The sequence below is a fragment of the Polaribacter sp. AHE13PA genome (assembly GCF_019278505.1).
In the GTDB taxonomy this organism is placed as follows: Bacteria; Bacteroidota; Bacteroidia; order Flavobacteriales; family Flavobacteriaceae; genus Polaribacter.
The window spans coordinates 2,046,734-2,069,194 of the sequence record NZ_CP058985.1 but is presented as its reverse complement, the minus strand read 5'-3'; the positions used below and the strand labels follow the sequence as shown (position 1 = coordinate 2,069,194).

The window sequence follows — 22,461 nt, the reverse complement described above, 5'->3', positions numbered from 1 at the left end:
ATGACAACGCAACCAGAACAAGTATTAGAAAATAATTTAATAAGCCAATTAATAGCTTTAGGCCATAAATCGGTAACTATTAAAACCGAAGATGATTTATTAAGCAATCTAAAATCTCAATTAGAGAAGCATAATAAAATAACCTTTACTACGTCAGAGTTTGAGCGTATATTAATACATCTTTCTAAAGGTAATATCTTCGATAAAGCTAAAACTTTAAGAGATAAATATGTATTACATAAAGATAACGGAGAGAAGGCGTATATAGAGTTTATTAATCAAGACTTCTGGTGTCAAAATCAATTTCAAGTAACCAATCAAATTACTATTAACGGTAAAAGAGAAAACCGTTATGATGTTACTATTCTTATTAATGGGTTACCATTAATTCAAATAGAATTAAAACGTAGAGGAATTGAACTTAAAGAAGCATTTAATCAAATACAGCGTTATCAAAAAGAGTCTTTTGCATCTAATAACGCCCTATTTAATTATGTACAAATATTTGTAATTAGTAATGGTGTAGATACCAAATATTACGCAAATAGTCAAAAGCAAAGTTTTAAGTTTACATCTTTTTGGAGTGACGAAAAGAATAAAAAAATCACACAATTAGATAAATTTACAAGCATCTTTTTAGAGCCTTGTCATATTGCTAAAATGATTACAAAGTATACTGTTTTACACGAAAGTGATAAAAAGCTAATGATACTTAGACCTTATCAGTATTATGCAGTAGAATCAATTATAGATAGAGTTAAAAATTCTGATAAAAACGGTTATATATGGCACACTACAGGTTCAGGTAAAACCCTAACGTCATTTAAGGCAAGTCAGATATTAACAAACAATCCTAAAATTAAAAAAGTAGTATTTGTAGTAGATAGACAAGATTTAGACGACCAAACTGTTAGAGAATTTCAAGCGTTCGACAAAGAGAGTATTGATGGAACTGAAAACACCAAAATGCTTATCAATCAATTTTTAGATAATAACAGACCTTTATTAGTTACAACAATTCAAAAACTAAATAGTGCTATTTCAAAAGCAAAGTTTAGAAAACAGATTGAAGCTTTAAAAGATGAAAAAGTAGTTTTTATATTCGATGAATGTCATCGTTCACAATTTGGAGATACACACAAACGTATTGTAAACTTCTTTACCAATCACCAATTATTTGGTTTTACAGGAACACCAATATTTGTAAAAAATGCGATTAGTAAAAAGAGTATCAAACAAACAACTGCAAACCTATTTCACAAGTGTTTACATCAATACGTAATTACAGATGCTATTAGAGATGAAAATGTATTAAAATTCTCAATAGAGTATTACAATGTTTTTAAATCTAAAGAAGGTGTCGATGATACTAAAGTAGAAGATATAAACAAACAAGAAGTCTATGAAAATGATGAATATTTAAATACTATTACAAATTATATAATAGCAAATCACAATCGAAAAACACATCACAGAGCATTTACAGCAATGTTTTGTGTAAGTAGTGTAGATATTCTAATAAAATATTACGAGTTATTAAAAGCTAAAAAAGAAGCAGGAGAACACCGTTTAAATATTGCAACTATTTTTTCTTATAATGTAAATGAACCAGATAAGGATGCAAATGGTCAAATACAAGAAGAAGATGTAAATGATGATGCACCTGTAAATAAACATACAAGAGATAAGTTAGATGAATTTATAGCAGATTATAATAAACAGTTTAGTACTAAACAATCAGCTAAAGATGGTAATGCATTTCTAAACTATAAAAAAGACATTTCTAAACGTGTTAAGAACAAGCAGATTGATATATTATTAGTCGTTAATATGTTTCTTACAGGTTTTGATAGTAAGTTCTTAAATACGCTATATGTAGATAAAAATTTAAACTATCACGGTTTAATACAAGCGTATTCTCGTACGAATAGAATCTTAAACGAAAAGAAATCACAAGGTAATATTTTAGCATTCCGTAATCTAAAACAAAATACAGACGATGCTATCGCTTTGTTTTCTGATAAAAACGCTCAAGAAACTATAATTATAGCACCATACGATGAGCAAATAGCGAAATTTAATGAAGCTTATAAAGTATTAATGGGTATTGCACCAACTGTAGATAGTGTAAACGATTTAGTTACAGAAGAAGATGAATTAGAATTTGCAAAAGCATTTAGAGAAATAATTCGTTTAAAAAATATATTATCATCATTTGTAGAATTTTCATTTGATGATACGTATATGAAAGACCAAGAGTTTGCAGATTACACAAGTAAATATTTAGACCTTTACGATAAGATAAAAACAAATAACCAAAAGGAAACAGTATCTATCTTAGATGAAATTGATTTTGAATTAGAGTTAATACATCGTGATGAAATTAATGTAGCCTATATAATGAAGCTGTTAGCACAATTAAAAGATGCGAAACCAAAAGACCAAGCAAAACAGAAAAAACAAATTATAGATTTAATTGCAGGAGAATTTGAATTAAGAAGTAAAAGAGATTTAATAGAAAAGTTTATTCAAAATAATCTTCCTAAAATAAACGATAGCGAAACGATTGAAGATGAATTTAAAAGTTATTGGCAAGAAGAAACTAAAAAAGCCTTACAGGATTTAAGTAAAGCAGAAGCATTAAAACAAGATAAAGTAGAAGACATTATAAACGATTTTCTTTTTACAGGAAGAATGGCAACAGAAGATGAAGTAATAGAAGCATTAGAAAAACAACCAAGTGTCCTACAAAGAGAATCAATAAGCACAAGAATCACAGAAAAAATAAAAGACTTTGTAAAAACTTTTATTAATGGGGTAGATAATTAATTATAAGATTGATGCAATTAATAAATTCAGAATACACTTTTTCATACTACAATAATTTACTTTCAGCCAAATCACCAGATAATGAATTTAATATAAACGAACTCATAGAGGTAATAAAATACGGCTATATAAAAAAAGAAGTTGAAGCTTTAAGAAATGTTGAAGACAAGAAAATTAGAGCCAAATTAAAACAATCAAAATTACCTTGCGTAACCTTATCAGGAACATTTAAAAAAAGAAGTAAAGATTATCTACAAGAACATTCTGGTTTAATGCAGGTAGATATAGATGAAGTAAAAGATTTTAATAATGTATATAATAAAATAATTGCTGACGAGTTTACTTTTGTTACTTTTAAAAGTCCTAGTGGTAATGGAATAAAAGTAATTGTTAAAGTAAATCCATCAATAGATACACATTTAGAGCAATTTATGGCACTTCAAAAGTATTATAATGATACTTATAATATTGAAATCGATAGTGCCTGTAAAGATATTGCTAGATGTATGTTGTTGTCATACGACCCTAATTTGTATTGCAATCCTTTTTCAGAAGTTTATGCAGAACTATATATGCCTGAACCTAAAGAACTACCAAAAAGCAATAAAAAATTAAATTACACAATTAGTATCACTTCCAATAATGATAATGAGGTTATTGAAAATTTAACAAGAGAAATAGAAAAAAATAGTATTGATATTACAAATGGTTACGAAAATTGGATTAGAATCGGTTTTTCACTAGCATCAACGTTGGGTGAAAACGGTAGAGATCATTTTCATCGATTATCAAGACTTAATCAAGGATATAATTCAAGTTCTTGTGATAAACAGTATACAAATTTATTAAAAAGAAACAACGGTGCAATTAGTTTAGGTACTCTAATTCACATAGCACGAAACAACGGTGTAGATATTGTTTTCCCTACCAAAAAAGAGAATAAATCAACAGAACCAACAAGTAATAACTCTATTGTAAATAAGATTGCATTATATGAAGCCTTAAAACAAAAAAGATTGCTGTTAGCAAATAAAATTGGTAAACCTGCTTTTACGGTGTTTACAAACAAAACTTTAGATGCATTAGTAGAACAAATCCCAAAATCTGAAACAGAGTTATTAAACATCTATGGTATAAGTGAAAAAAAGTGCAATACTTATGCTAAAGACATTTTAGAGGTCATCAATAATTATACATCAAATAATTTATCTTTTGACAAACCTTTAATTCAAAAGTATGTTTTACCTAAACTAAATAATGAAGATAGAAAACTGTATCTTTTATTAAAAGAATTTAGACTACAACTAGCAAACGAAAAAGGCATGAAAGCTTTTTATATTTTTGGTAATACTACATTAAATGAGCTAGTATCCATAAAACCAAAAAACGAACAATCCCTACTTCAAATAAAAGGATTCGGAAGTAAAAAAGTAAAGGAATTTGGGGGTGCAATTTTAAATATTATAAAAAGATTGCAATTAGAAGAAATAGAATAGATTTCCATGAAAAAAACAGCATTGAACAACGTTCTTAAACTTGTAAATGAATATTCAGAAAAATACAGAGGTAAAAACCTCGAAAAATTAAGCATTAGCAATACATATGACTTATTTCCAAAAACAAAAGAAAGTTATGGATGGTTTAATGAATGGCCTAACAACGGAAAGTATGGTGTGTATTTAATAATGGATAAAGATAAAAATGTAATTTACATAGGTGAATCTTCAAACATAGGAAATCGCCTAAGTGACTATTTTCAATATTCAGAGGATAAATCTTGTAAAATTATACATAAATGGAGTACAACACCAAAATACGTTTGTACAATAGCTGTTGATTCAAAGACTTGGTTTGAGCGTTTAGCTTTAGAGGAGTTTTTAATTTTTAATGTTCAACCAATTGATAACATAAAGAGTAAATATTCCAATAATTAACCATTATCTTTTGAGACAACTTAATAAGGAGTAAATAATTTTTAATATAAAAAAAAGTTCAATATCAAAAAGGATTGTTTTAGAATAAAAACCCACCTCTGTTAAGAGGTGGGAAAAATTGCTATGTAAAAGCCTTAAAAAAAAAGGCTTTTAGAAAAAGAAATTAAATATAACGATTATTAATTAATAATAAAAATTATAATTATTTACTATAAATTATTTCTGATTTTATTCTACATATTTTAACTATTTAGATGAGGTTTTAACTATATTGCTAGTAGAAATGTGGTAAAAATAATAGGTTTAGTAAAAATTATTATTGACACCTGAAATGACACCTTAAGAAACAAAACCCTCTAAATCAATTGATTAGAGGGTGTGTGGTGGAGACGCCGAGAATCGAACTCGGGTCCAAACGAGCAGCCAAAAAGCTTTCTACATACTTAGTTCTTTCTTAGTTTTCGACTAAAAGCTGATTAAGAACAATCTGCTTTTAGCTTATCTTCTTTAGTTTCAAAAACCCGTCAAAGTACCAGATTTTCTATATTTACTTTTACGATGCCCAAAAGTGAATCGCCGTAAATCAAGGCTATTCGTGGACATAAAGCTTGCACACCTAGTGTGCCGAGGCCAATCCTACTGTGATTCGGATTAAGCAGCTAAAGCGTAGTTATCTTCGCCGTTTAAAAAGTTGAAATTAGGTTTAACGAGTGTTATTTCATAACTCGGTATGCTTACAAATCCACTGTCCTCGCTGTCAAAACCAGTCGTCCCCGTTTTAATAGTTTGGGCGTTACCACGAAAAAAAATCGTGGTCAGGCTTTCCGTTATATCTTTTTAATGAAAAATTAAAAAGGATGTCACTTCAATCCTTAACGCGGTCTGCAAAAGTATAAAAAATACAGTTGCTTATCACCATAAATTCTAATATCTTCGAGCAAATATTATACCAATCCTACAGAACTTGTTTCAAGGTCTCTAAAAACACTAAAATTATGAAGTTTGGCATTATCAAAGAACGCAAAAACCCACCAGATAGAAGAGTTGTTTTTTCACCAGGAAAGCTACAAGAATTTAAGAAAAACTATCCGGAAGCGGTTATTAAAGTAGAGTCTTCAGATATTAGAGTGTTTTCTAACGAAGCTTATAAAGCTGCAGGATTAGAGGTAACTGAAAATGTGTCAGACTGTGATGTTTTATTTGGTGTCAAAGAAGTGCCAATTGAGGCTTTAATCAACAATAAAAAATATTTTTTCTTTAGCCATACGATTAAAAAGCAACCTTATAATAGAAAATTGTTATTAGCTATTCTAGAAAAAAATATAGAATTATACGATCACGAAACTATTGTAGGTGAAAACGGAATGCGTTTAATTGGTTTTGGTCGTTATGCAGGTATTGTTGGTGCTTATAATGGTTTTAGAGCAATTGGTTTAACAAACGAAACATTCAATTTGCCAAAAGCAGAAACGTTAGATAGCCAACAAGAATTAATTTCTGAATTAAAGAAAATAAAATTACCAAACATCAAAATTCTTTTAACCGGAAACGGAAAAGTGGCTTACGGAGCAAAAGAAATGTTAGATGCAATGTCTATTAAAGAAGTTTCTGTAGATGAATATTTAAATAATTCGTTTAACGAGCCTGTTTATTGTTTGGCAGATGTGTTAGATTATAACAAACGTAAAGACGGACAAGTTATAGATAATTTCGATTTTTATGATCATCCAGAAAAATATGAGTCAGATTTTATGCGTTTTGCAAAAGTATCCCATTTCTTTATTGCTGGTCATTTTTATGGAAATGGTGCACCTTATTTATTTACAAGAGAAGATGCAAAAGCTAAAGATTTTAATATAAAATTCGTGGCAGATATTTCTTGCGATGTAGATGGTCCAGTGGCATCTACAATAAAAGCATCAACAATTGCAGATCCAATTTATGGGTATAATCCACAAACAGCATCAGAAGTTAATTTTAAAGACAAAAATGCTATTGTTGTTATGGCGGTGGACAATTTACCTTGTGAATTGCCAAAAGATGCGAGCGAAGGTTTTGGAGAAATGTTTTTAGAAAACGTAATTCCTGCTTTTTTCAATAATGATAAAGATGGCGTTTTACAACGTGCAAAAATGACAGAAAACGGAAAATTAACTCCACGTTTTTCTTATTTACAAGATTATATAGACGGAAAAGAGTAAGTCCGTATTCAGTGATTAGTTGCAGTTTTTAAGGATAATAATACGTTTTAAGTAAAAAGTAAAAAAAATCAATACAAAATATTGGAACAAGACAGACAATTTCTAATAGATTTAGCAAACATGAAAATGCCGTTTGGTAAATACAAAGGCAAATATCTTATAGATTTACCAGAACATTATATTGTTTGGTATAAAAACAAAGGTTTCCCTAACGGAAAATTAGGGAAACAAATGGAGTTGGTGTATGAACTGCAATTAAATGGATTAGAAGATATTATTAGAAAGATTAGAAGGCAATTTTAAGCTTTTTTAAATATCTCTCTACTAAAATTATTGATATGATTCCTAGTGAATAAGCAACTAGATCTCCAAAACTAAAAGAGGTACCTAATATTATTTTTAATGTTTTAGAATAAGCTGCTGGAAAGTTATTTTGTAAATCAGATAATTGAAGAAATTCAATACTAAAAGCGATAATAAAGGTTATTAATATTGCTTTTTCTATAGATATTCTAAGGATACTTTTTATCAAAGTATAGACCAACATAACAGCTAAATAATCACCTATTGTAAATCTAATAAAACCTGTAGCAAATCTTTCGATAAGTACTTCTATTATCAAAAGTAAAATAAAAGGGATAAAATAGTTTAAGTATATTTTCATGGTTTGTAGTTAAATATTAGTTGCATTATAGCACATATAATTAATAAGGTTGTTAGAATGGTAAATACCGTTTTCTTCTCACCTTTTTTTATATTAAAAGTTGATATTATCAATTTTGAAGTTAAGTAGCTTATAAAAGATATTGATGTTAAGAATAAGAGTGCTAATAATGTAAATAAGATCATTTGTTTTTATTAAAAAGCTAAATATCGAGTAGGCTATAGACTTTGCTTAATTAAAGCTGATTACTAATTATTTTCCCAATCTATTTTTCTTGAAGCAAACATAACTGCTGCTAGAATTACAAATAGACCAATACTTCCCACTAATAAAGCATAATTTTCTAACTGAATAATTACAAAAATAAAGGTGTATAATGCTGTTAAGGATACTCCAATAAAAACAGGAAACTTGATGTTTTTTAAGATCGATTTAGAATATAAAGTGATTAAAGTAACAACGGAAGCTCCTGCAATTAAATATGCTTTTAAGTAACTACTATGTTCAGAAATAGATATTAATAAGGTGTAAAACATGGTTAATGCAATACCAATCATTAAATATTGAAACGGATGTATATTAATTTTACTCATAGATTGTATTAAAAAGAAAATTAAGAACGTAAGTCCAATTACTAAAAATCCATATTTAGCAGAGCGCTCACTTTTTTGATATTCATCAACAGGAATTAAAAAATTAACTCCAAAAGCATAGTTATTTAAATTAGGAATTCCGTTAAAATATTGCTGAGAAAAAGGTCGGTTGATATCTAAAATTTTCCATTTTGCATTAAAACCTTCTTCTGTAATTTTATCAGAATTATGAGGTAAATATTCTCCAATAAAATTAGCAGTTTTCCAATCAGAATTAATATTAACATCAGTTTCTTGGCCTACTGGTATAAAACGAATCTGTTTACTACCTTTCATTTTTATGGTTATCGCAAACGAAGTTTCCTTTCCGTTTGGTACGTCTAAAAGTTGTAAGTTATTGCTTTCTAATTCGTTTAAATCTACATAATCTGTGTTGTACGCTATATTAGAATCTGTGTTTTTAAAGTTCTTAGAAGTTAATTGATACTTGTTTTTATGAAACTTAATTTCAAACAAACTAGCAGCTCCTTTTAAATTTGAAGATTGTATAATTACTCTTGTTTTATCCCAAAGAATATCTTCGTCGTTAATTTCTATTTCAGAAAAATCGGGTTTAGAGAAACTTCCATTAATAGCTATGCTACTTTTATAAACGGCGGTTTTATAGATTCCTCTCGTTTTTTCTTCTGGATTTATGGTTGAATTTATGACCAACTTTTTAGGGAAAAAGTAAGCATATTTTATTTTGGAAATTGTTTCCTTTTGTACCTCTTTAGTAATTGGATTTGTTATCGTTTTTTCTGAATATGTTTTATAAGGTACTTTTAAAATAGGGCCATAAATTAGAACTTCTTCTCCCCATTTTTGATTGATTTCACTAACAACTTCTTGTTGGCGTATCATTCTTTCGTAGATTAAATTTTTAATATAAGAGAGCGGAATCATTAAAACCACAATTAAAACGCCTACCATTAGCATTCTTGCAGTAATTGATGTTTTTACCCATCTACCAAATTTTCCTTGTTGTTGATTATTTGTTTCCATAGTTATTAATTTATTTATATTTTTTTTAAATTGATTCGTTTTCTTTGAAGTACTTTGAAATTCAAAGTAAATGTGTAAAAAAATAGATTTATTTATTTTTAATTAATTTTTCCAGTGCTTCAATGTGCTTTTTAAATTCCATTTTACCTAATTCGGTTGCTAAGTATTTTGTGTTAGGTTTTCTGCCAATAAACTGTTTTTCAACTTTTATAAAATCTACTTTTTCTAAAGCCTTTGTATGACTTGCTAAATTGCCATCTGTGGCACCTAATAATTCTTTTAATGTATTAAAATCCGCATATTCATTCACCATCAAAACAGACATAATGCCAAGTCGTATTCGATGATCAAAAGCTTTATTTATATTTAGAATTATATTTTTCAACTAAGGTCTATTTATTATTAAAAGAGGTTATTTTCTATCGTATTTAAAATACATAACAGCTCCATATAAAATGTGCATTACTCCAAAACCAAGTACCCAAAACCAAAAACCATAACCAGGTAAAATAGCTGATAATAAACCTAAGACTATCTGAGTAAGTCCTAAATATTTTACGTCACCCAAAGTATATTTAGAGGCATTAAATAGCGCCAAACCATAAAACAATAACATTAATGCACCTGTTTGTCCGTAACGTTGTTGGTTTAAAATTATGATGATATAAATTCCACCAGCGACCAAAGGTATTATAAAATTTAATAATATTCTTCTAGTTAAAGGATCCCATATTTTTTCATTGTTTTTCTTGGCTTTTCTGGTGGTTAAAAAGATAGCTGTTGCCACACTAAGAGTTCCTACTAAAAGTAAATCTATAATTGCCAAACGGAATACTTCTCCGTCTAAAGTAAGAATTCCACCTCCTTTTTGGGTTACCAACCAATATGCATACCCAGAACCTATTAAAGCATAAATTCCTGCTAAAATACCAGACAGACCACTCAATGAAATAAATTTCGATGATTTACTCATTAAGTTTTTAATTTCTGATATGTCTCTTAAATAATCTTCTTGACTCATTTCTTAAAGAACTTTGAATTGCAAAGTAAAAGTAAAAATATCAATTGGGCAACAAAAGTTTATTATTTTTAGTTTTTATTGATGAACTGATGTAAGATGACTTGTAAAATTACTCTTTTACAGCAACACCATACGCTACATGGGCAATTCCTAAAATAGAAAGAGATGCAGACCAGTAAGTAGGTATTAAGAAACAGATTACTGCTAAAAAAATACTTAAGCCCGCTAAAATTAATAGGTTTTTTCGATCTTTATGCTTTATGGAAAATAGTAAAAGTCCGTATAAAATAAGGAAAGCAGGAGTAAGGTAGGTTATAAAACCAAGATTCATTAAAATTAGTAACGAAGTAAAAATAGCTACAAATGCAAGTATATATTTTTTTAAAGCTACTTTGCTATTATCATTCCAAAGTTGATATTGTAATTTTTTAGCATTTCTTTTTCCATTAAAAAATAAAGTCAAAGAAGAAAAAATAAAAACGAGTAGAACAGTTGTAATAATTAATATTTCTGTAGTTTTATAAGATAAATTTAAAGGAGTTTCTTTAGTTAGAGAACCTTTTAATATGGTTTCTATAAAAAAGCCTCCAATAAAAAAGTAAGCACCAATTAAAATACTTGTAAATCCTTTTAAAGAGAAATTAATTTGATAATTATCGTTCATGTAACTGTTATTTTTTAACTTTCGCGAATATACAACAATGAAACCTGCAGAAGAATACATTTTAAACCAACCAGAACCTTTCAAATCCATTTTAATGCATTTGCAGATTTTAATTGAAACTAATTTCCCTGAAGTTGATTTACAATTTAAATGGAAAATGCCTTTTTATTATTTAGATGAAAAGCCATTTTGTTATTTAAATCCTTCAAAGAAAAAAGGATATGTAGATGTTGGTTTTTGGGTTTCTGCTCATTTAACAAAATACAATGAGCATTTAATTTCAGAAAATAGAAAGGTTATAAAATCACTTCGTTATACGTCTATTGATGCTATTAATGAAGAAATTTTACTATCTGTTTTAGCCGAAGCACATCAACTTAAAGAAAAAGGATTTTATAAAAGAAAATAATTCCTGCAATATCAAGAAAAAGACCTTACAGGAATTGTGAAATTATTTTTTTTATGTGAACTGGGTAAGCGCGTTAAGGATTGAACGGCTTGTTTGAGCTCTTTTTTCTTTTTTAGAAAAAAAGCGAGTAGTGAAAGCCTGTTAAAACGCCCAAAAAATGTATATTTTATAAACTATTAATTGTTTTTCTAATGGCAACTAAGTTGGTTAATAAACCTTCTAAATTGTCTAAATGTAACATATTTGCTCCGTCAGATTTTGCATTTGCAGGGTCAAAATGAGTTTCAATAAATAAACCATCAACATTATTTACAATTCCGGCTCTGGCAATAGTTTCAATCATATCTGGTCTTCCACCAGTAACACCAGCTTCTTGATTTGGTTGTTGTAAAGAATGCGTAACGTCTAAAATTGTAGGAGCAAATTTTCTCATTTCTGGGATTCCTCTAAAATCTACAATCATGTCTTGGTAACCAAACATAGTACCTCTATCTGTAATCCAAGCTTTTTCAGATCCTGCATCTTTTACTTTTTGTACTGCGTGTTTCATAGCACCAGGGCTCATAAATTGCCCTTTTTTTAGGTTGACAACCTTACCCGTTTGTGCAGCAGCTACAACTAAATCTGTTTGGCGCACTAAAAAAGCAGGAATCTGTAAAACATCTACATATTCTGCGGCTTTTATAGCATCTGAGACTTCATGAATATCGGTAACAGTTGGTACATTAAAAGTTTCTGAAACTTTACGTAAAATTTTCAATGCTTTTTCATCTCCAATTCCTGTAAAGCTATCAATTCTACTTCTATTTGCTTTTTTAAAACTCCCCTTAAAAATATAAGGAATTTCTAATTTTTCTGTAATTGTAATTACTTTTTCAGCAATTCTCATAGCCATTTCTTCACTTTCTATGGCACAAGGACCTGCAAGTAAAAAAAAGTTATTTGAGTTTAAGTGTTTTATGTTTGGTATAAGAGATAAATCCATTTTATATATTTTCAGCAAAAATACGAAATAAAATTAGCTATATTTAGCCTTTTAAAAATCTATTAGAATGAAGAAATTGAATTTAGTTTATGTGCTTTTGTTTGCAGTTATTATTTCTTGTAAAGAAAGTTCCAAAGTAGTTAAAACGAAAAAAAAGGTAGCAACGATAGATTCTATTACTGTAAAAAAACACCTTTATACACTAGCTTCAGATGATATGGAAGGTAGAAAATCTGGAACACCAGGAATTGAAAAAGCAGCTAAATACATAGAAAATGAATTTAAAAGAATTGGTTTAACCACTTATGATACTCTAAAAAATTATAGACAAACGTTTACGTTTACCGATAAAAGGTCTAAAAAAGAAATTACAACCAGTAATATTATCGGAATTTTAGAAGGGAAATCTAAGAAAAATGAAATTGTAGTTATTTCTGCCCATTATGATCATTTAGGAATTAGTAAAAAAGAAGGGCAATTAGATAGTATTTATAATGGTGCAAATGATGATGCTTCTGGAGTAACAGGAATTTTAGCATTGGCCGAATACTTTAAAGTGAAAGCAAACAATGAAAGAACCATTCTTTTTGTGGCCTTTACGGCTGAAGAAATGGGATTAATTGGTTCTACGCATTTTGGAAAAGGTATTGATGCAGATAAGTTTGTTGCAGGTATTAATTTAGAAATGATTGGTAAAGTGCCAAGTTTTGGTCCAAATACTGCTTGGTTAACAGGTTTTGAAAGATCTGATTTCGGAAAAATTATTCAGAAGAATTTAGAAGGAACCGGTTATCAACTATTTGCAGATCCGTATAAAAAGTTTAATTTATTTTTTAGATCAGACAATGCCTCTTTGGCGAGATTAGGTGTGCCTTCTCATACTTTTTCTACAACTCCAATTGATGTTGATAAAGATTATCACCAAGTATCAGATGAAGTAGAAACTTTAAATATGACGGTTATTACAGAAACCATAAAGGCGGTTGCTAAAGGAACAGAGAGTATTATTAGTGGAAAAGATACGCCTACAAGAGTTGTGATTAAAGAAAATAAATAATATTTCTGATGAAAAAAGTCCAATACTTTATTTTACTCCTATTAATGAGTTGCTCAACATCTAAAGTAATTACAGATTATGATGAGAATACCAACTTTAAGGAATATAAAACCTATGCTTTTTTTGATGATATTGGTGCAGGTTTAAATGAATTTGATGTAGATAGGGCAGCAGATGCTCTATTTGAAGAAATGGGAGAATTAGGATTCAATGAGGTAGAAAAACCAGATTTTTATATCAATTTTAAGGCAAAAACATCAGCACCTAAAGTTACTAATACTATTGCAATTGGTTTAGGAAGTGGAGGAAGAAATGGTGGAATTGGAGTTTCTGGAGGAATACCAATTGGCGGAAAAAAACTCGATGAAGAAATAATGGTAGAATTTGTAGATGCCAAAACCAACCAGCTTTTTTGGGAAGGAATTTTAACATCAACTATAAAAGAGAAAAGAAGTCCAGAAAAAAGAATACTTTATTTTAAAGAAGTTTTTCATAAAATATTACAAAGTTATCCGCTTAAATAAAAATAATAATGGCTTATAGTGAATATTTAGCAGATAGAGTTTCTCAATTTTTAAAAGAGAAAAGTGTTTTCTTTATCACTAAAAAAATGATGGGAGGCTTGTTATTTATGCTAGATGATAAAATGTATGTTGCTGTAATAAAAGCGGAAATTATGGCACGTATTAATCCTGATGTTTATGAAGAATCTTTAGTAAAGGATGGTTGTAATAAAATGAATTTTACAGGAAAACCGATGAATGGTTTTGTATTTCTCTCTGAAGAAGCGGTAGATTTAGAGGAAGACCTAAACTATTGGTTGCAGTTGGCCTTAGATTTTAATCCGCTAGCAAAAGCGAGTAAAAAAAGAAAATCCTCTAAAAATTAATTTAGAGGATTTTTTATATAATCTTTTATTATCTAGAATTGGTATCTGATACCAAATGCTATGTCGTTATCAAAATCATTATATGTATTTCCAAAACCAAATTCTGGTCTTAAATCTAAAGAAAGTAATATTGGTGCGTCTGTAAAATTATACTCAATTCCAATATCTCCAGCTGCAAAAGCAAATGTTTCAGAAAAATCATCGTTGTTGTCTTTTCCACTATAGTTTCCTAAACCACCACCAACACCTGCGTACCAATTAAAACCTCCTTCAATATTCCAGACCCATTGGTAAATACCTGTAGCCTTAAAACCGTCGTAGTTTGTGTTGTTTCTTAACCCTAAATCAATTTCTAATCTGTTATTATCTCCTAAAGCTCTTTGGTAAGAAACTTCTGCTCCAAATCCATCATTATCGCCTAAACGTAAACCTATTGCATTTTCAGAAATACTTTGTGCGTTTACAGAAAATACTCCTGCTACTAATAGACCGATAATTAAAAGTGTTTTTTTCATAATTAAGTGTGTTTTTTATTATAGTTCAAATTTAGATGTATTACTGCGTTTAAATGACCTTTATCGATTGAATTATTGATTCAAAAGGTTTTTTGATAGAAACTTTAGTCTACAGTATAAGGTTTAAAAAAGTAGAATAATTTTAAAACCTATAGCATAAACTAAACTACCTGAGTTATTTAAAAGTAAATTTCTAATTTGGAGCATTAGGTTTAAATTATTGAATGTAATTAGCTTTTAATACGCTAGATAAAGTGAGTAAAAAATAAAATCCTCTAAAAATTAATTTAGAGGATCTTTCATTATGTTAAGTATTCTATTTAGAATTGATATCTTACAGCTAAAGATATATCTGAATTTACACCATTTAAATTACCAGAAATACCTACTTCAGGTCTGTAATCTAAAGAAAGTAAAATAGGTGCATTAAAATCATATTCAATACCTACAACACCAGCTCCAAAGATACTTGCTCCGCTAGCAGAAACAAGACCACCACCAACACCTGCATACCAATTAAATCTATCTTCTAAATTCCAAACCCATTGGTATAAACCTGTTGCTTTAAAATCAGAAAACTCGTTTGCTAAACCTAAATCTACTTCTAAACGGTTGTTATCTCCTAATCCTTTTTGGTAAGAGATTTCTCCTCCAACTCCATTTCCTCCACTAAATCGTAGACCTATTGCATTTTCAGAAATACTTTGTGCATTTACAGAAAATGCTCCTGCTACTAATAGACCGATAATTAAAAGTGTTTTTTTCATAATTAAGTGTGTTTTTTATTAAAGGACAAAGTTATATTTATAATTTAATCTAAATGAACTTTGTCATTAAAATGTTAATCCAAAGATAAACACATAAAAAAAACTTCTAGTTTTAAAGTAGAAGGGCTTTTAAAAGGTTCTTTTTTTTTAAAATTGATACCTTACAGCTAAACCTATATTGGAAATAAAACCAAAAGAACCAGAGAAACCAAGTTCTGGCCTGTAATCTAAGGAAGCTACTATTGGAGCGTCAAAGTTATACTCAAGTCCTACAACTCCGGCTCCATAAACACCAAATTTACTAGCAGAAACAACTCCACCACCAACTCCGGCGTACCAGTTAAATTGTTTTTCAATGCTCCATAGCCATTGGTATGTACCTGTTAATTTAAAGTCGTTAATTTCGCTGGCTATTCCTAAGTCAACTTCTAAACGGTTGTTATTGTCTAAATGTTTTTGGTAGGAGATTTCTCCTCCGGTTCCATTTCCGCCGGCTATACGTACACCAATTGCATGGTCTGATATATTTTGGGATTTTACTGTTAAGTTTACTACAAATATTAAACTGAGGGCTAATAATATTTTTTGCATTTTATGTCAAATTGGGGGTTGCCCCAAATTACAACCTTTCAACTCTTGTTTCAAAATATAAGGGGTATTATTTTGCTAGGTAATATGCTTAAATTTATAACACATTAATTCTTATACCTTTAGAATGACTGCTAAACTCTGGAGCATACATGCTTTGTATGGTAGTAATTCCGTTGCTGAAATTTCCAGCATTATTAACTCTCACATCATATTCAAAAACATAGATTCCTTTTGGTAATCTATCAAAAAAGAAGTTTGTTGCAGCATCTTTAGTGCTTTCGTAATATCCTAAATTGTCTTGCCATTTATAGCTAGATAAAACATTTATAGGCTCTACTCCAGAAGCTCTCATGTCTTTCATGTGAATAAACTCCATATCTCTATCGCTCCTTAGTTCTATTCTAACTGTAATTAAATCGCCAACCTTTAACTGTGTATTTTTTGTTACTTCCTGTAACTCTTTTCCTGTGTCTGAATTTACTTTTAAGAATAATTTCTTATCCAGTTTTAAAGGTGTGTCTGCGGAAGTAATTTTGTCTAGATCTTCAAAATATTGCCAATACAAACCTCCCCAAGCAATTCCTTCTCCTTTTTTATTGATGGTAATTGTTGCCATTTTTGGTGTGATTTCATTTCCTTTCCAAGAAGTTTTAAAATAACCAGTTCCGGCTTCTACTTTTACTTCTTCCAACTTTGTTGGGTTAATTTCTTTGTCACCAACTTTTATATCTACCATTTCTGTAACTGAAATCCAATTAGTTCCATTTAACAATAATGCATACACGGCTTCGGAGGTTGCTTTGGTCGTTTTCCAACTATTAGTTTGCTTATTTTTAAGTAACCAAATTTTTAGGTTATCAATGGTTTCTGTATTGTTTTCTATTTCAGAAAATGTTTCAATCATTAATGCCTGAGTTTCTATAGGAGCTTGATAATAATAGTAACCAGCAGCGTTTTCTTTCCAATACATTCCTAATTCATCTGAAGTAATTGAATTTTCTTTTAACGATTTTAAAATCTGATTAGCAGTTGTTTTTTCATCGCTTCTAAAAAGTGATAAAGCAATTTGTCCTTTTGCATATAAATTATAATCATTCCAATAGGTAACAGTTTGATTTCTGTAATAATCAACCGCTTTTTGCAAGTTGTTATCCATAGAAATGTTGTTGTAAAAACTACGCATATACAAATACTGAATGGTAAAATAGTTCAAATTATTTTTAGCTAAATAATTATCATATGCTTTTTTACCTTTCTTTTCTGTTTTTGCTTTCTGTTTTATTTGCTCTGCGTTGTCTAATAACTTCTTGTATTGATCATCTATTTCTTCATCTAAGAACTGTACAGCTTTCTCAATCATTTTTTTTGTTGAAGCATCTAAATCTGTAACGCCCAATTTTTGCAGATGACCAAAACCAGTTGCAATATGTTGTGTAATAAAATTGCTTTCATTTCTACTACCTTTAAACCAAGGAAAACCACCAGAATTCATCTGAATGTCTTCTAATTTATGGATAGCTTTTTCTTGCTCATTTATCATCTTATTCAAGTCGAATAATAGAGCAATTCTCTTTTTTTGCTCGGTTTCAGATTGCGCATCTCTTAACCAAGGAGTTTCTTGAATAATTAATGATTTTAATTCCTCATTTTTTTCTAGGTTTGATAAAAGCGCATCAGAAGATTTCCAAGCATTGAATACTTCTTGAATTTTTGGGTTAGAATTTGCAACGAAACTAGCTAAGGTATTTGCATAATATCTAGAGAAAACTTGTTCTGCACACTCATATGGATATTCCATTAAATATGGTAAAGATTGTATAGCATACCAAACTGGGTTTGATGTCATTTCTAAAGTCAACTTATGGTTTTTTAAAGTAGAAGAAGTATTATTCTTTAACTTATCTAAGGTAAAAGTTTTAGTTTCGTTAGATTTTACCCACATTGGTAAAGTTTCTGTAACCAACATTCTGTTGGATAAAACAGGTAAAACATTTTGTTCACCATCAGAGAAATCACCTGCTTTAGCTACAATTTTATACTGAACAGCTTGTACAGTTTCCGGAATTGATAAATTCCAAGAAACATTGGTATTTCCATCTCTATCAACGGTAAAGTTTTTGGTGGAGTTTAAGTTTTCTAATGCTATATCAATTTCTTTTCCTGTAATGGCATCGGTTAAAATTAGTTTAGCAAAACCACTTAATTTATTATTTGTTAAGTTGGTTACTTTTGCCGAAAGCGTAATTTTATCTCCTTCTCGTAAAAATCTTGGTGCATTTGGTACTATCATCAATTCTTTTTGAGTAACCGTTTCTAATGTTTTTGTTGCTGATTTTAACGATTTTGTATGCGCTAATAATTGCAATTTCCATTTAGTTAATGCTTCTGGCATTGTAAAAGAAAAACTTACTTGTCCGTTTTTATCAGTTCTTAATTGAGGTAAAAAGAAAGCAGTTTCATTAAAGTTTTTTCTGATTTGTATTCCTTCTAAATCGATTTTTTCTTCTTCCTCTTTAACGAATGAAACATCATCAACCATTTCACTTTCATCGGATTCTGTAGATTCAATAATTGTTTCTGAGACTTCAGCTTCATCTTCAACAACCATTATCATTTCTGGGCTTGGAGCACTTCTCTTAGCCATAGAATGTCTTAAATAAAGATTTCTATTCGTTCCAAAACGAAACCCAAACCAATTATAAGTATCATAAGAAATTGTTGGGTAACCTGATAGATTTCTTTGGGTATTTACAACGTTAAAATAAGTGTTGCTAAAACTACTATTCGCATTACTATGTGTGTAAGAATAATATTTTGGCTTTGAAGCTATCGGGTTAAAACTCCATTGATGAGGTGTAAACTGGTCTAAAGAAGCATCATACATAGAAGCTAAAACTTCAGCTGCAAGCTGGTCGTTTTTATCATTTTTAATAGTAAAACTCCAAGTTTCATCTTGTCCTGGTAATAACTTATCTCTAAATATATTGGTTTCAATTTCTATGCTTTCTTTTTCTTCAGTTACATTAATTAATAAGCTTCCACTTTTAAAATAATTATAATTTACAAAGTGATACTTTACAGCAAAACCATCAAGATCTTCTCTGTTCACCGGTATTTTTATCGTTTTTGTGTCGTTGTTTAATTTAATTAAACGAGTTTCTATAATTATATGATTTTTTTCAATTTGTACAATTACAGTAATATCTTTAGATGCAGAACCTAATTGGATTTCAACGATATCATCAATTTGATAAGAAGGTTTATCTGCATGAATTACAAATAAATTATTATCTGCAACTTGTTTTTCTTTGGTAGCAAAAAGCGTAACTATTTTTTGGTTTTTTACCTTTTGGTTGAATTTATCCTTACTTTCTAAAACTATTTTATATTTACCAGAAAGCCAATTTCCGGTATTTTTTAGAAGGAGCTTTTTACTAGTTTCTGTGTTGAAGTTTTCGTTAAAAACAAGAGTTCCTTTTTTCCAGTTTGTAGCATTCATTTCGTTATCTGAATACGCGTCATGAGGAAATAGCTTTCTAAATTCATTTTCTGAAATATCTTGATAATCTGGTGCTCCCCAAGGTCTGTCTCTTAACGGTTTTTTTGGTGCTTCTAATTTGTATATTTTAATATTTCCTTTTGCATGAATAAACTCACCGTTCAAGTTTTTTGTATCAATATTTAAAATATTGTCATCACTATTTTTATCGATGTTGTTTTCTGATAAAATAGTTGCAACTAAAGCATGATACCCAACATTTACAATGCTAGTTGCACTGCGAGTTTCTCCGTTGATATCAGTAACATCTGCAGTGATTTCATAATTAAAAATAGGCAGACTTTCTTTATCAACACTTTCATCAGGAATGGCATTAAAAACTATTTTAAACGCGCCATTTTCATCAGTAATAGTTTCTCCGTTTATAATTTCTTGTGAACTAGAAGCAGGATTTGGTTTTCTCCAATAATACCAATTTGGGTATTGCACTTTTCTGTGTACACGATACACCACTTTTGCATCTGTAATATTTGCACCAGAAAATGCTTTTGCAAATCCGTTTATGGTAATAGCATCGTTAATTTTATAACTTTCTGTAATTGGTTTAAATGCTGTTTCAAATTTTGGTCTTTTGTATTCTTCAACAGAAATATAAGAACGATTATTATTTAAACGAATAGTATTTTTACTTTTCGAACTTTGTTTTATTTCAATTGCATACTGACCCGTTAAACCGTTGTTTGGTGAGATAAATTCACCTGCAACAGAACCAAATTCATTCAATTTTAATTCGAGTGTACTTACCGTTTGATTGTTTACATCTTTTAAATTAATTTCTATAAAATCATCCGTAAAAACAGTCGATTCTTCTCCTTGTTTTTTGATAACGATTGATTTAAAATAAACGGTTTGTCCTGGTCTGTAAATACTTCTATCTGTAAAAATAAAAGATTGCAAGCTTTCGTTCGCTTTATTCGTTTGTCTTCTATTGGTTTTATATAAATAATGATTTCCAAAAGTGCCAACATCATCTTTAGTTTTTACTGTAATAATTACATCTTGGTAATAATCGTCACTTTTAAAAGAAGCAAATCCGTTTTTATCTGTCGTTAATTTTTTATTGATAGTAGCACCTCTTCTAGGTTGGTTGTTAGATAGAGATACCTCTGCATTTTTAACAGGTTTACCTGTATTTCTATCTACAATTTGATAATTGTATTTGTCATCAAAATTGTTTTTAATTAAAGTTAAATCGGTTGCTTGAATTGTAGTTGTTCCAAAAATGGAGTTTTCTCCAATAATTTCATCTACAGAAGAAACAATTAAATAGTTTCCGTTGTCAAATTTTGGAAGAATTACCTCTGTAGTATGTTGCAAGTAATCCTGCTCATTTCTTAGTTTTGAATTCCAGTTTTTGTTCTTCTCTAAAGTGTTTATAAACTTTATTTTATCAGCTGTATTATACGTTTTATTGAATTTTTCTAGTTCTGTACTTGTTATTTTGTACGCTGTAAAATAGAGGTTGTCAATATTTTTATAATTGATCAATGCTCTAGAATTGGTGTTTATAGGCACAAATTGTTCTGCTGTTATTGAAAGTGATTTCTCTAAAATTTTATTTTTAAGAACTGTACATTTTTGTGCTCCCATACTTTTGGGAAACTCATTAATTACCTCATTACAAATTGAGAAAGCAAGTGTGTTATTGGCTAGCTCTCTATGATGTTTTGCAATTTGAAAAGTATATAAAGCACTTACTTTATTTTTGTTAAAATATTGTTTCGTTTTATTTAATGTACTTAGATAAATTTTCTGCTTGTCGCTAAAAGTAGCGTGTTCGTAAATGAAGTTTATACGTTGAATATCAATATCTACTAAAGCGTTTAAATTGTTTTCTTTAGTATGAAACTGAATTAAATTCTGATATATTTTTAACGCATTAAATTGTAATGATAAGTGATCTTCAGTTTCTATTTTTATGTCTAAAAAGGTGTTGTAATCAGATAAAAAATCTGAATTATCTAACACAAATTTATAAGACGGTCTTGTAATACTAGTTTCTGATGACTTATAGAAGTCTAAAGCATTATTTGCTAAAAAATCATATAAAGTAGGTCTGTATGTTTTAGAATCTTTGGTGATTTGTAAGATATCTGAATAGTCATAAATATCTGTTTTCTGTAATTCTGCTGCATTTTCTAAGGAAGCTTCTAAATGACAGTGAATTTCTTTAAAAAGAGTTTCTAAATCCCAAGTTCTAAAATCGTTTTCATCTACTTTAGCTTCCGTTTTTGTCCTGTTGTAAAACTTGTATCTATTTTCAGTAAAATATTGCCAATATAAATTTCCTAGTATGTTTTCTAATACGTTTCTTGTTGGAAATTCGCTTTTAGCAATGTGTTTTTTTAAATTATCAATGATGATTAATTGCGCATCTTCTTCTAAGGTTAAAGAATATTTACTTTTATAAAACAGCGTTTTTATTAACTGAGGTGCATTGTTTTGTTTATCCGCTTTAGCGTAAATATCTTCTACAATTTTTAAAGCAGATTTTGGTAAGTTGTCTTTTTCAAACCTATCTACTTGTAACCAAAGGTCATTAAAAGAGTCTTGAGCATTAGAAAAAGAAGAGAAAGCTATAATCATTATTAGTGTTGTTGTCAGTTTTTTCATAATCAATTTATTTTATGCTTTTAAAGCACCTACAAATTAGCTTGTAAATCAAAATTTATTAGAGTTTACGTCTAAAGATACTTTATATTGTAGTAAGCTTTTGTATTTTTACTTTTTTAAATTTTG

19 protein-coding genes and 1 other RNA gene are annotated in these 22,461 nt (G+C 29.2%); 9 read left to right on the top strand and 11 right to left on the bottom strand.

All coding sequences use genetic code 11. The features are described from left to right. The 3 genes from H0I28_RS09170 to H0I28_RS09160 are packed head-to-tail and all read left to right on the top strand — an operon-like array spanning position 1 to position 4,763. Complete coding sequence (locus tag H0I28_RS09170) at positions 1-2,829, top strand: type I restriction endonuclease subunit R (RefSeq protein ID WP_218761524.1); 2,829 nt, start codon at positions 1-3, stop codon at positions 2,827-2,829. Positions 2,830-2,840: 11 nt separating this feature from the next. Further along, positions 2,841-4,325 (top strand): HRDC domain-containing protein, encoded by a 1,485-nt coding sequence (locus H0I28_RS09165; RefSeq protein WP_218761514.1) that lies wholly within the window; start codon positions 2,841-2,843, stop codon positions 4,323-4,325. A 6-nt stretch (positions 4,326-4,331) separates the two neighbouring features. Then, on the top strand, positions 4,332-4,763 hold the full coding sequence (locus tag H0I28_RS09160) for a GIY-YIG nuclease family protein (RefSeq protein WP_218761512.1): 432 nt from the start codon (positions 4,332-4,334) through the stop codon (positions 4,761-4,763). Between the two features lie 381 nt (positions 4,764-5,144). Here the strand turns inward: H0I28_RS09160 and ssrA are convergent. Continuing rightward, positions 5,145-5,538, bottom strand: a transfer-messenger RNA (tmRNA) gene (gene ssrA, locus H0I28_RS09155). 220 nt (positions 5,539-5,758) lie between these two features. On the opposite strand from ssrA, the gene H0I28_RS09150 reads away from it, so the two are divergent. Together H0I28_RS09150 and H0I28_RS09145 are read left to right on the top strand one after the other, a co-directional pair. Beyond that, positions 5,759-6,964, top strand: a complete 1,206-nt coding sequence (locus tag H0I28_RS09150; protein ID WP_218761510.1) for an NAD(P)-dependent oxidoreductase — start codon at positions 5,759-5,761, stop codon at positions 6,962-6,964. An 81-nt stretch (positions 6,965-7,045) separates the two neighbouring features. Next, positions 7,046-7,267 carry a DUF3820 family protein gene (locus H0I28_RS09145; protein ID WP_218731182.1) on the top strand — a complete coding sequence of 74 codons (222 nt, stop codon included), beginning with the start codon at positions 7,046-7,048 and terminating at the stop codon, positions 7,265-7,267. Here H0I28_RS09145 and H0I28_RS09140 read toward each other — a convergent pair. From H0I28_RS09140 to H0I28_RS09120, 5 genes are all read right to left on the bottom strand, one after another. Continuing rightward, positions 7,251-7,628, bottom strand: coding sequence for a DUF2809 domain-containing protein (locus tag H0I28_RS09140; RefSeq protein ID WP_218761508.1), 378 nt, complete (start codon positions 7,626-7,628; stop codon positions 7,251-7,253). The two genes, H0I28_RS09145 and H0I28_RS09140, sit on opposite strands and share 17 nt — an antisense overlap. 248 nt (positions 7,629-7,876) lie before the next feature. Then, complete coding sequence (gene creD, locus H0I28_RS09135) at positions 7,877-9,265, bottom strand: cell envelope integrity protein CreD (protein WP_218761507.1); 1,389 nt, start codon at positions 9,263-9,265, stop codon at positions 7,877-7,879. Between the two features lie 88 nt (positions 9,266-9,353). Beyond that, positions 9,354-9,650, bottom strand: coding sequence for a transcriptional regulator (locus tag H0I28_RS09130; protein ID WP_082864288.1), 297 nt, complete (start codon positions 9,648-9,650; stop codon positions 9,354-9,356). Between the two features lie 27 nt (positions 9,651-9,677). Continuing rightward, the gene (locus H0I28_RS09125; protein WP_218761505.1) at positions 9,678-10,286 is read right to left on the bottom strand and encodes a hypothetical protein; all 609 of its coding nucleotides are present in this window, start codon (positions 10,284-10,286) and stop codon (positions 9,678-9,680) included. A 109-nt stretch (positions 10,287-10,395) separates the two neighbouring features. Then, entirely contained in the window at positions 10,396-10,950 is a 555-nt protein-coding gene (locus tag H0I28_RS09120) for a hypothetical protein (RefSeq protein ID WP_218761503.1), read from the bottom strand. Positions 10,951-10,987: 37 nt separating this feature from the next. Between H0I28_RS09120 and H0I28_RS09115 the strand changes: the two genes are divergently transcribed. Further along, a complete protein-coding gene (locus tag H0I28_RS09115; RefSeq protein ID WP_218731177.1) occupies positions 10,988-11,359 on the top strand; it encodes a DUF1801 domain-containing protein in 372 nt (123 codons plus the stop codon). 166 nt (positions 11,360-11,525) lie between these two features. On the opposite strand, the gene kdsA is transcribed toward H0I28_RS09115, so the two are convergent. Further along, positions 11,526-12,344 carry a 3-deoxy-8-phosphooctulonate synthase gene (kdsA, locus tag H0I28_RS09110; RefSeq protein WP_218761501.1) on the bottom strand — a complete coding sequence of 273 codons (819 nt, stop codon included), beginning with the start codon at positions 12,342-12,344 and terminating at the stop codon, positions 11,526-11,528. 67 nt (positions 12,345-12,411) lie between these two features. Here kdsA and H0I28_RS09105 point away from each other — a divergent pair, with 67 nt between their 5' ends. From H0I28_RS09105 to H0I28_RS09095, 3 genes are read left to right on the top strand one after another with little or no spacing between them, the layout of a single operon-like run. Continuing rightward, entirely contained in the window at positions 12,412-13,401 is a 990-nt protein-coding gene (locus H0I28_RS09105; protein ID WP_218761499.1) for a M28 family peptidase, read from the top strand. An 8-nt stretch (positions 13,402-13,409) separates the two neighbouring features. Continuing rightward, positions 13,410-13,925 carry a DUF4136 domain-containing protein gene (locus tag H0I28_RS09100; protein ID WP_218761497.1) on the top strand — a complete coding sequence of 172 codons (516 nt, stop codon included), beginning with the start codon at positions 13,410-13,412 and terminating at the stop codon, positions 13,923-13,925. A gap of 8 nt (positions 13,926-13,933) precedes the next feature. Continuing rightward, positions 13,934-14,290 (top strand): TfoX/Sxy family protein, encoded by a 357-nt coding sequence (locus H0I28_RS09095; RefSeq protein ID WP_218761495.1) that lies wholly within the window; start codon positions 13,934-13,936, stop codon positions 14,288-14,290. A 32-nt stretch (positions 14,291-14,322) separates the two neighbouring features. Here the strand turns inward: H0I28_RS09095 and H0I28_RS09090 are convergent, their stop codons facing one another. From H0I28_RS09090 to H0I28_RS09075, 4 genes are all read right to left on the bottom strand, one after another. Next, positions 14,323-14,805: an outer membrane protein gene (locus tag H0I28_RS09090; protein ID WP_218761493.1), complete on the bottom strand. Its 483-nt coding sequence runs from the start codon at positions 14,803-14,805 to the stop codon at positions 14,323-14,325. Between the two features lie 320 nt (positions 14,806-15,125). Then, positions 15,126-15,572, bottom strand: coding sequence for a hypothetical protein (locus tag H0I28_RS09085; protein WP_218761491.1), 447 nt, complete (start codon positions 15,570-15,572; stop codon positions 15,126-15,128). Positions 15,573-15,719: 147 nt separating this feature from the next. Further along, on the bottom strand, positions 15,720-16,163 hold the full coding sequence (locus tag H0I28_RS09080; RefSeq protein ID WP_218731171.1) for a hypothetical protein: 444 nt from the start codon (positions 16,161-16,163) through the stop codon (positions 15,720-15,722). A 94-nt stretch (positions 16,164-16,257) separates the two neighbouring features. Then, positions 16,258-22,335 carry an alpha-2-macroglobulin gene (locus H0I28_RS09075; RefSeq protein ID WP_218761489.1) on the bottom strand — a complete coding sequence of 2,026 codons (6,078 nt, stop codon included), beginning with the start codon at positions 22,333-22,335 and terminating at the stop codon, positions 16,258-16,260. Positions 22,336-22,461 lie beyond the last annotated feature (126 nt).

Bases quoted from the DNA above. Each gene is read 5' to 3' on its own strand.
- H0I28_RS09085 (WP_218761491.1), bottom strand. From the start codon at position 15,572: ATGAAAAAAACACTTTTAATTATCGGTCTATTAGTAGCAGGAGCATTT.
- H0I28_RS09170 (WP_218761524.1), top strand. From the start codon at position 1: ATGACAACGCAACCAGAACAAGTATTAGAAAATAATTTAATAAGCCAA.
- H0I28_RS09165 (WP_218761514.1), top strand. From the start codon at position 2,841: ATGCAATTAATAAATTCAGAATACACTTTTTCATACTACAATAATTTA.
- H0I28_RS09100 (WP_218761497.1), top strand. From the start codon at position 13,410: ATGAAAAAAGTCCAATACTTTATTTTACTCCTATTAATGAGTTGCTCA.
- H0I28_RS09105 (WP_218761499.1), top strand. From the start codon at position 12,412: ATGAAGAAATTGAATTTAGTTTATGTGCTTTTGTTTGCAGTTATTATT.
- creD (WP_218761507.1), bottom strand. From the start codon at position 9,265: ATGGAAACAAATAATCAACAACAAGGAAAATTTGGTAGATGGGTAAAA.
- H0I28_RS09095 (WP_218761495.1), top strand. From the start codon at position 13,934: ATGGCTTATAGTGAATATTTAGCAGATAGAGTTTCTCAATTTTTAAAA.
- H0I28_RS09120 (WP_218761503.1), bottom strand. From the start codon at position 10,950: ATGAACGATAATTATCAAATTAATTTCTCTTTAAAAGGATTTACAAGT.
- H0I28_RS09150 (WP_218761510.1), top strand. From the start codon at position 5,759: ATGAAGTTTGGCATTATCAAAGAACGCAAAAACCCACCAGATAGAAGA.
- H0I28_RS09090 (WP_218761493.1), bottom strand. From the start codon at position 14,805: ATGAAAAAAACACTTTTAATTATCGGTCTATTAGTAGCAGGAGTATTT.
- H0I28_RS09075 (WP_218761489.1), bottom strand. From the start codon at position 22,335: ATGAAAAAACTGACAACAACACTAATAATGATTATAGCTTTCTCTTCT.
- H0I28_RS09125 (WP_218761505.1), bottom strand. From the start codon at position 10,286: ATGAGTCAAGAAGATTATTTAAGAGACATATCAGAAATTAAAAACTTA.
- H0I28_RS09140 (WP_218761508.1), bottom strand. From the start codon at position 7,628: ATGAAAATATACTTAAACTATTTTATCCCTTTTATTTTACTTTTGATA.
- H0I28_RS09115 (WP_218731177.1), top strand. From the start codon at position 10,988: ATGAAACCTGCAGAAGAATACATTTTAAACCAACCAGAACCTTTCAAA.
- H0I28_RS09160 (WP_218761512.1), top strand. From the start codon at position 4,332: ATGAAAAAAACAGCATTGAACAACGTTCTTAAACTTGTAAATGAATAT.
- kdsA (WP_218761501.1), bottom strand. From the start codon at position 12,344: ATGGATTTATCTCTTATACCAAACATAAAACACTTAAACTCAAATAAC.
- H0I28_RS09080 (WP_218731171.1), bottom strand. From the start codon at position 16,163: ATGCAAAAAATATTATTAGCCCTCAGTTTAATATTTGTAGTAAACTTA.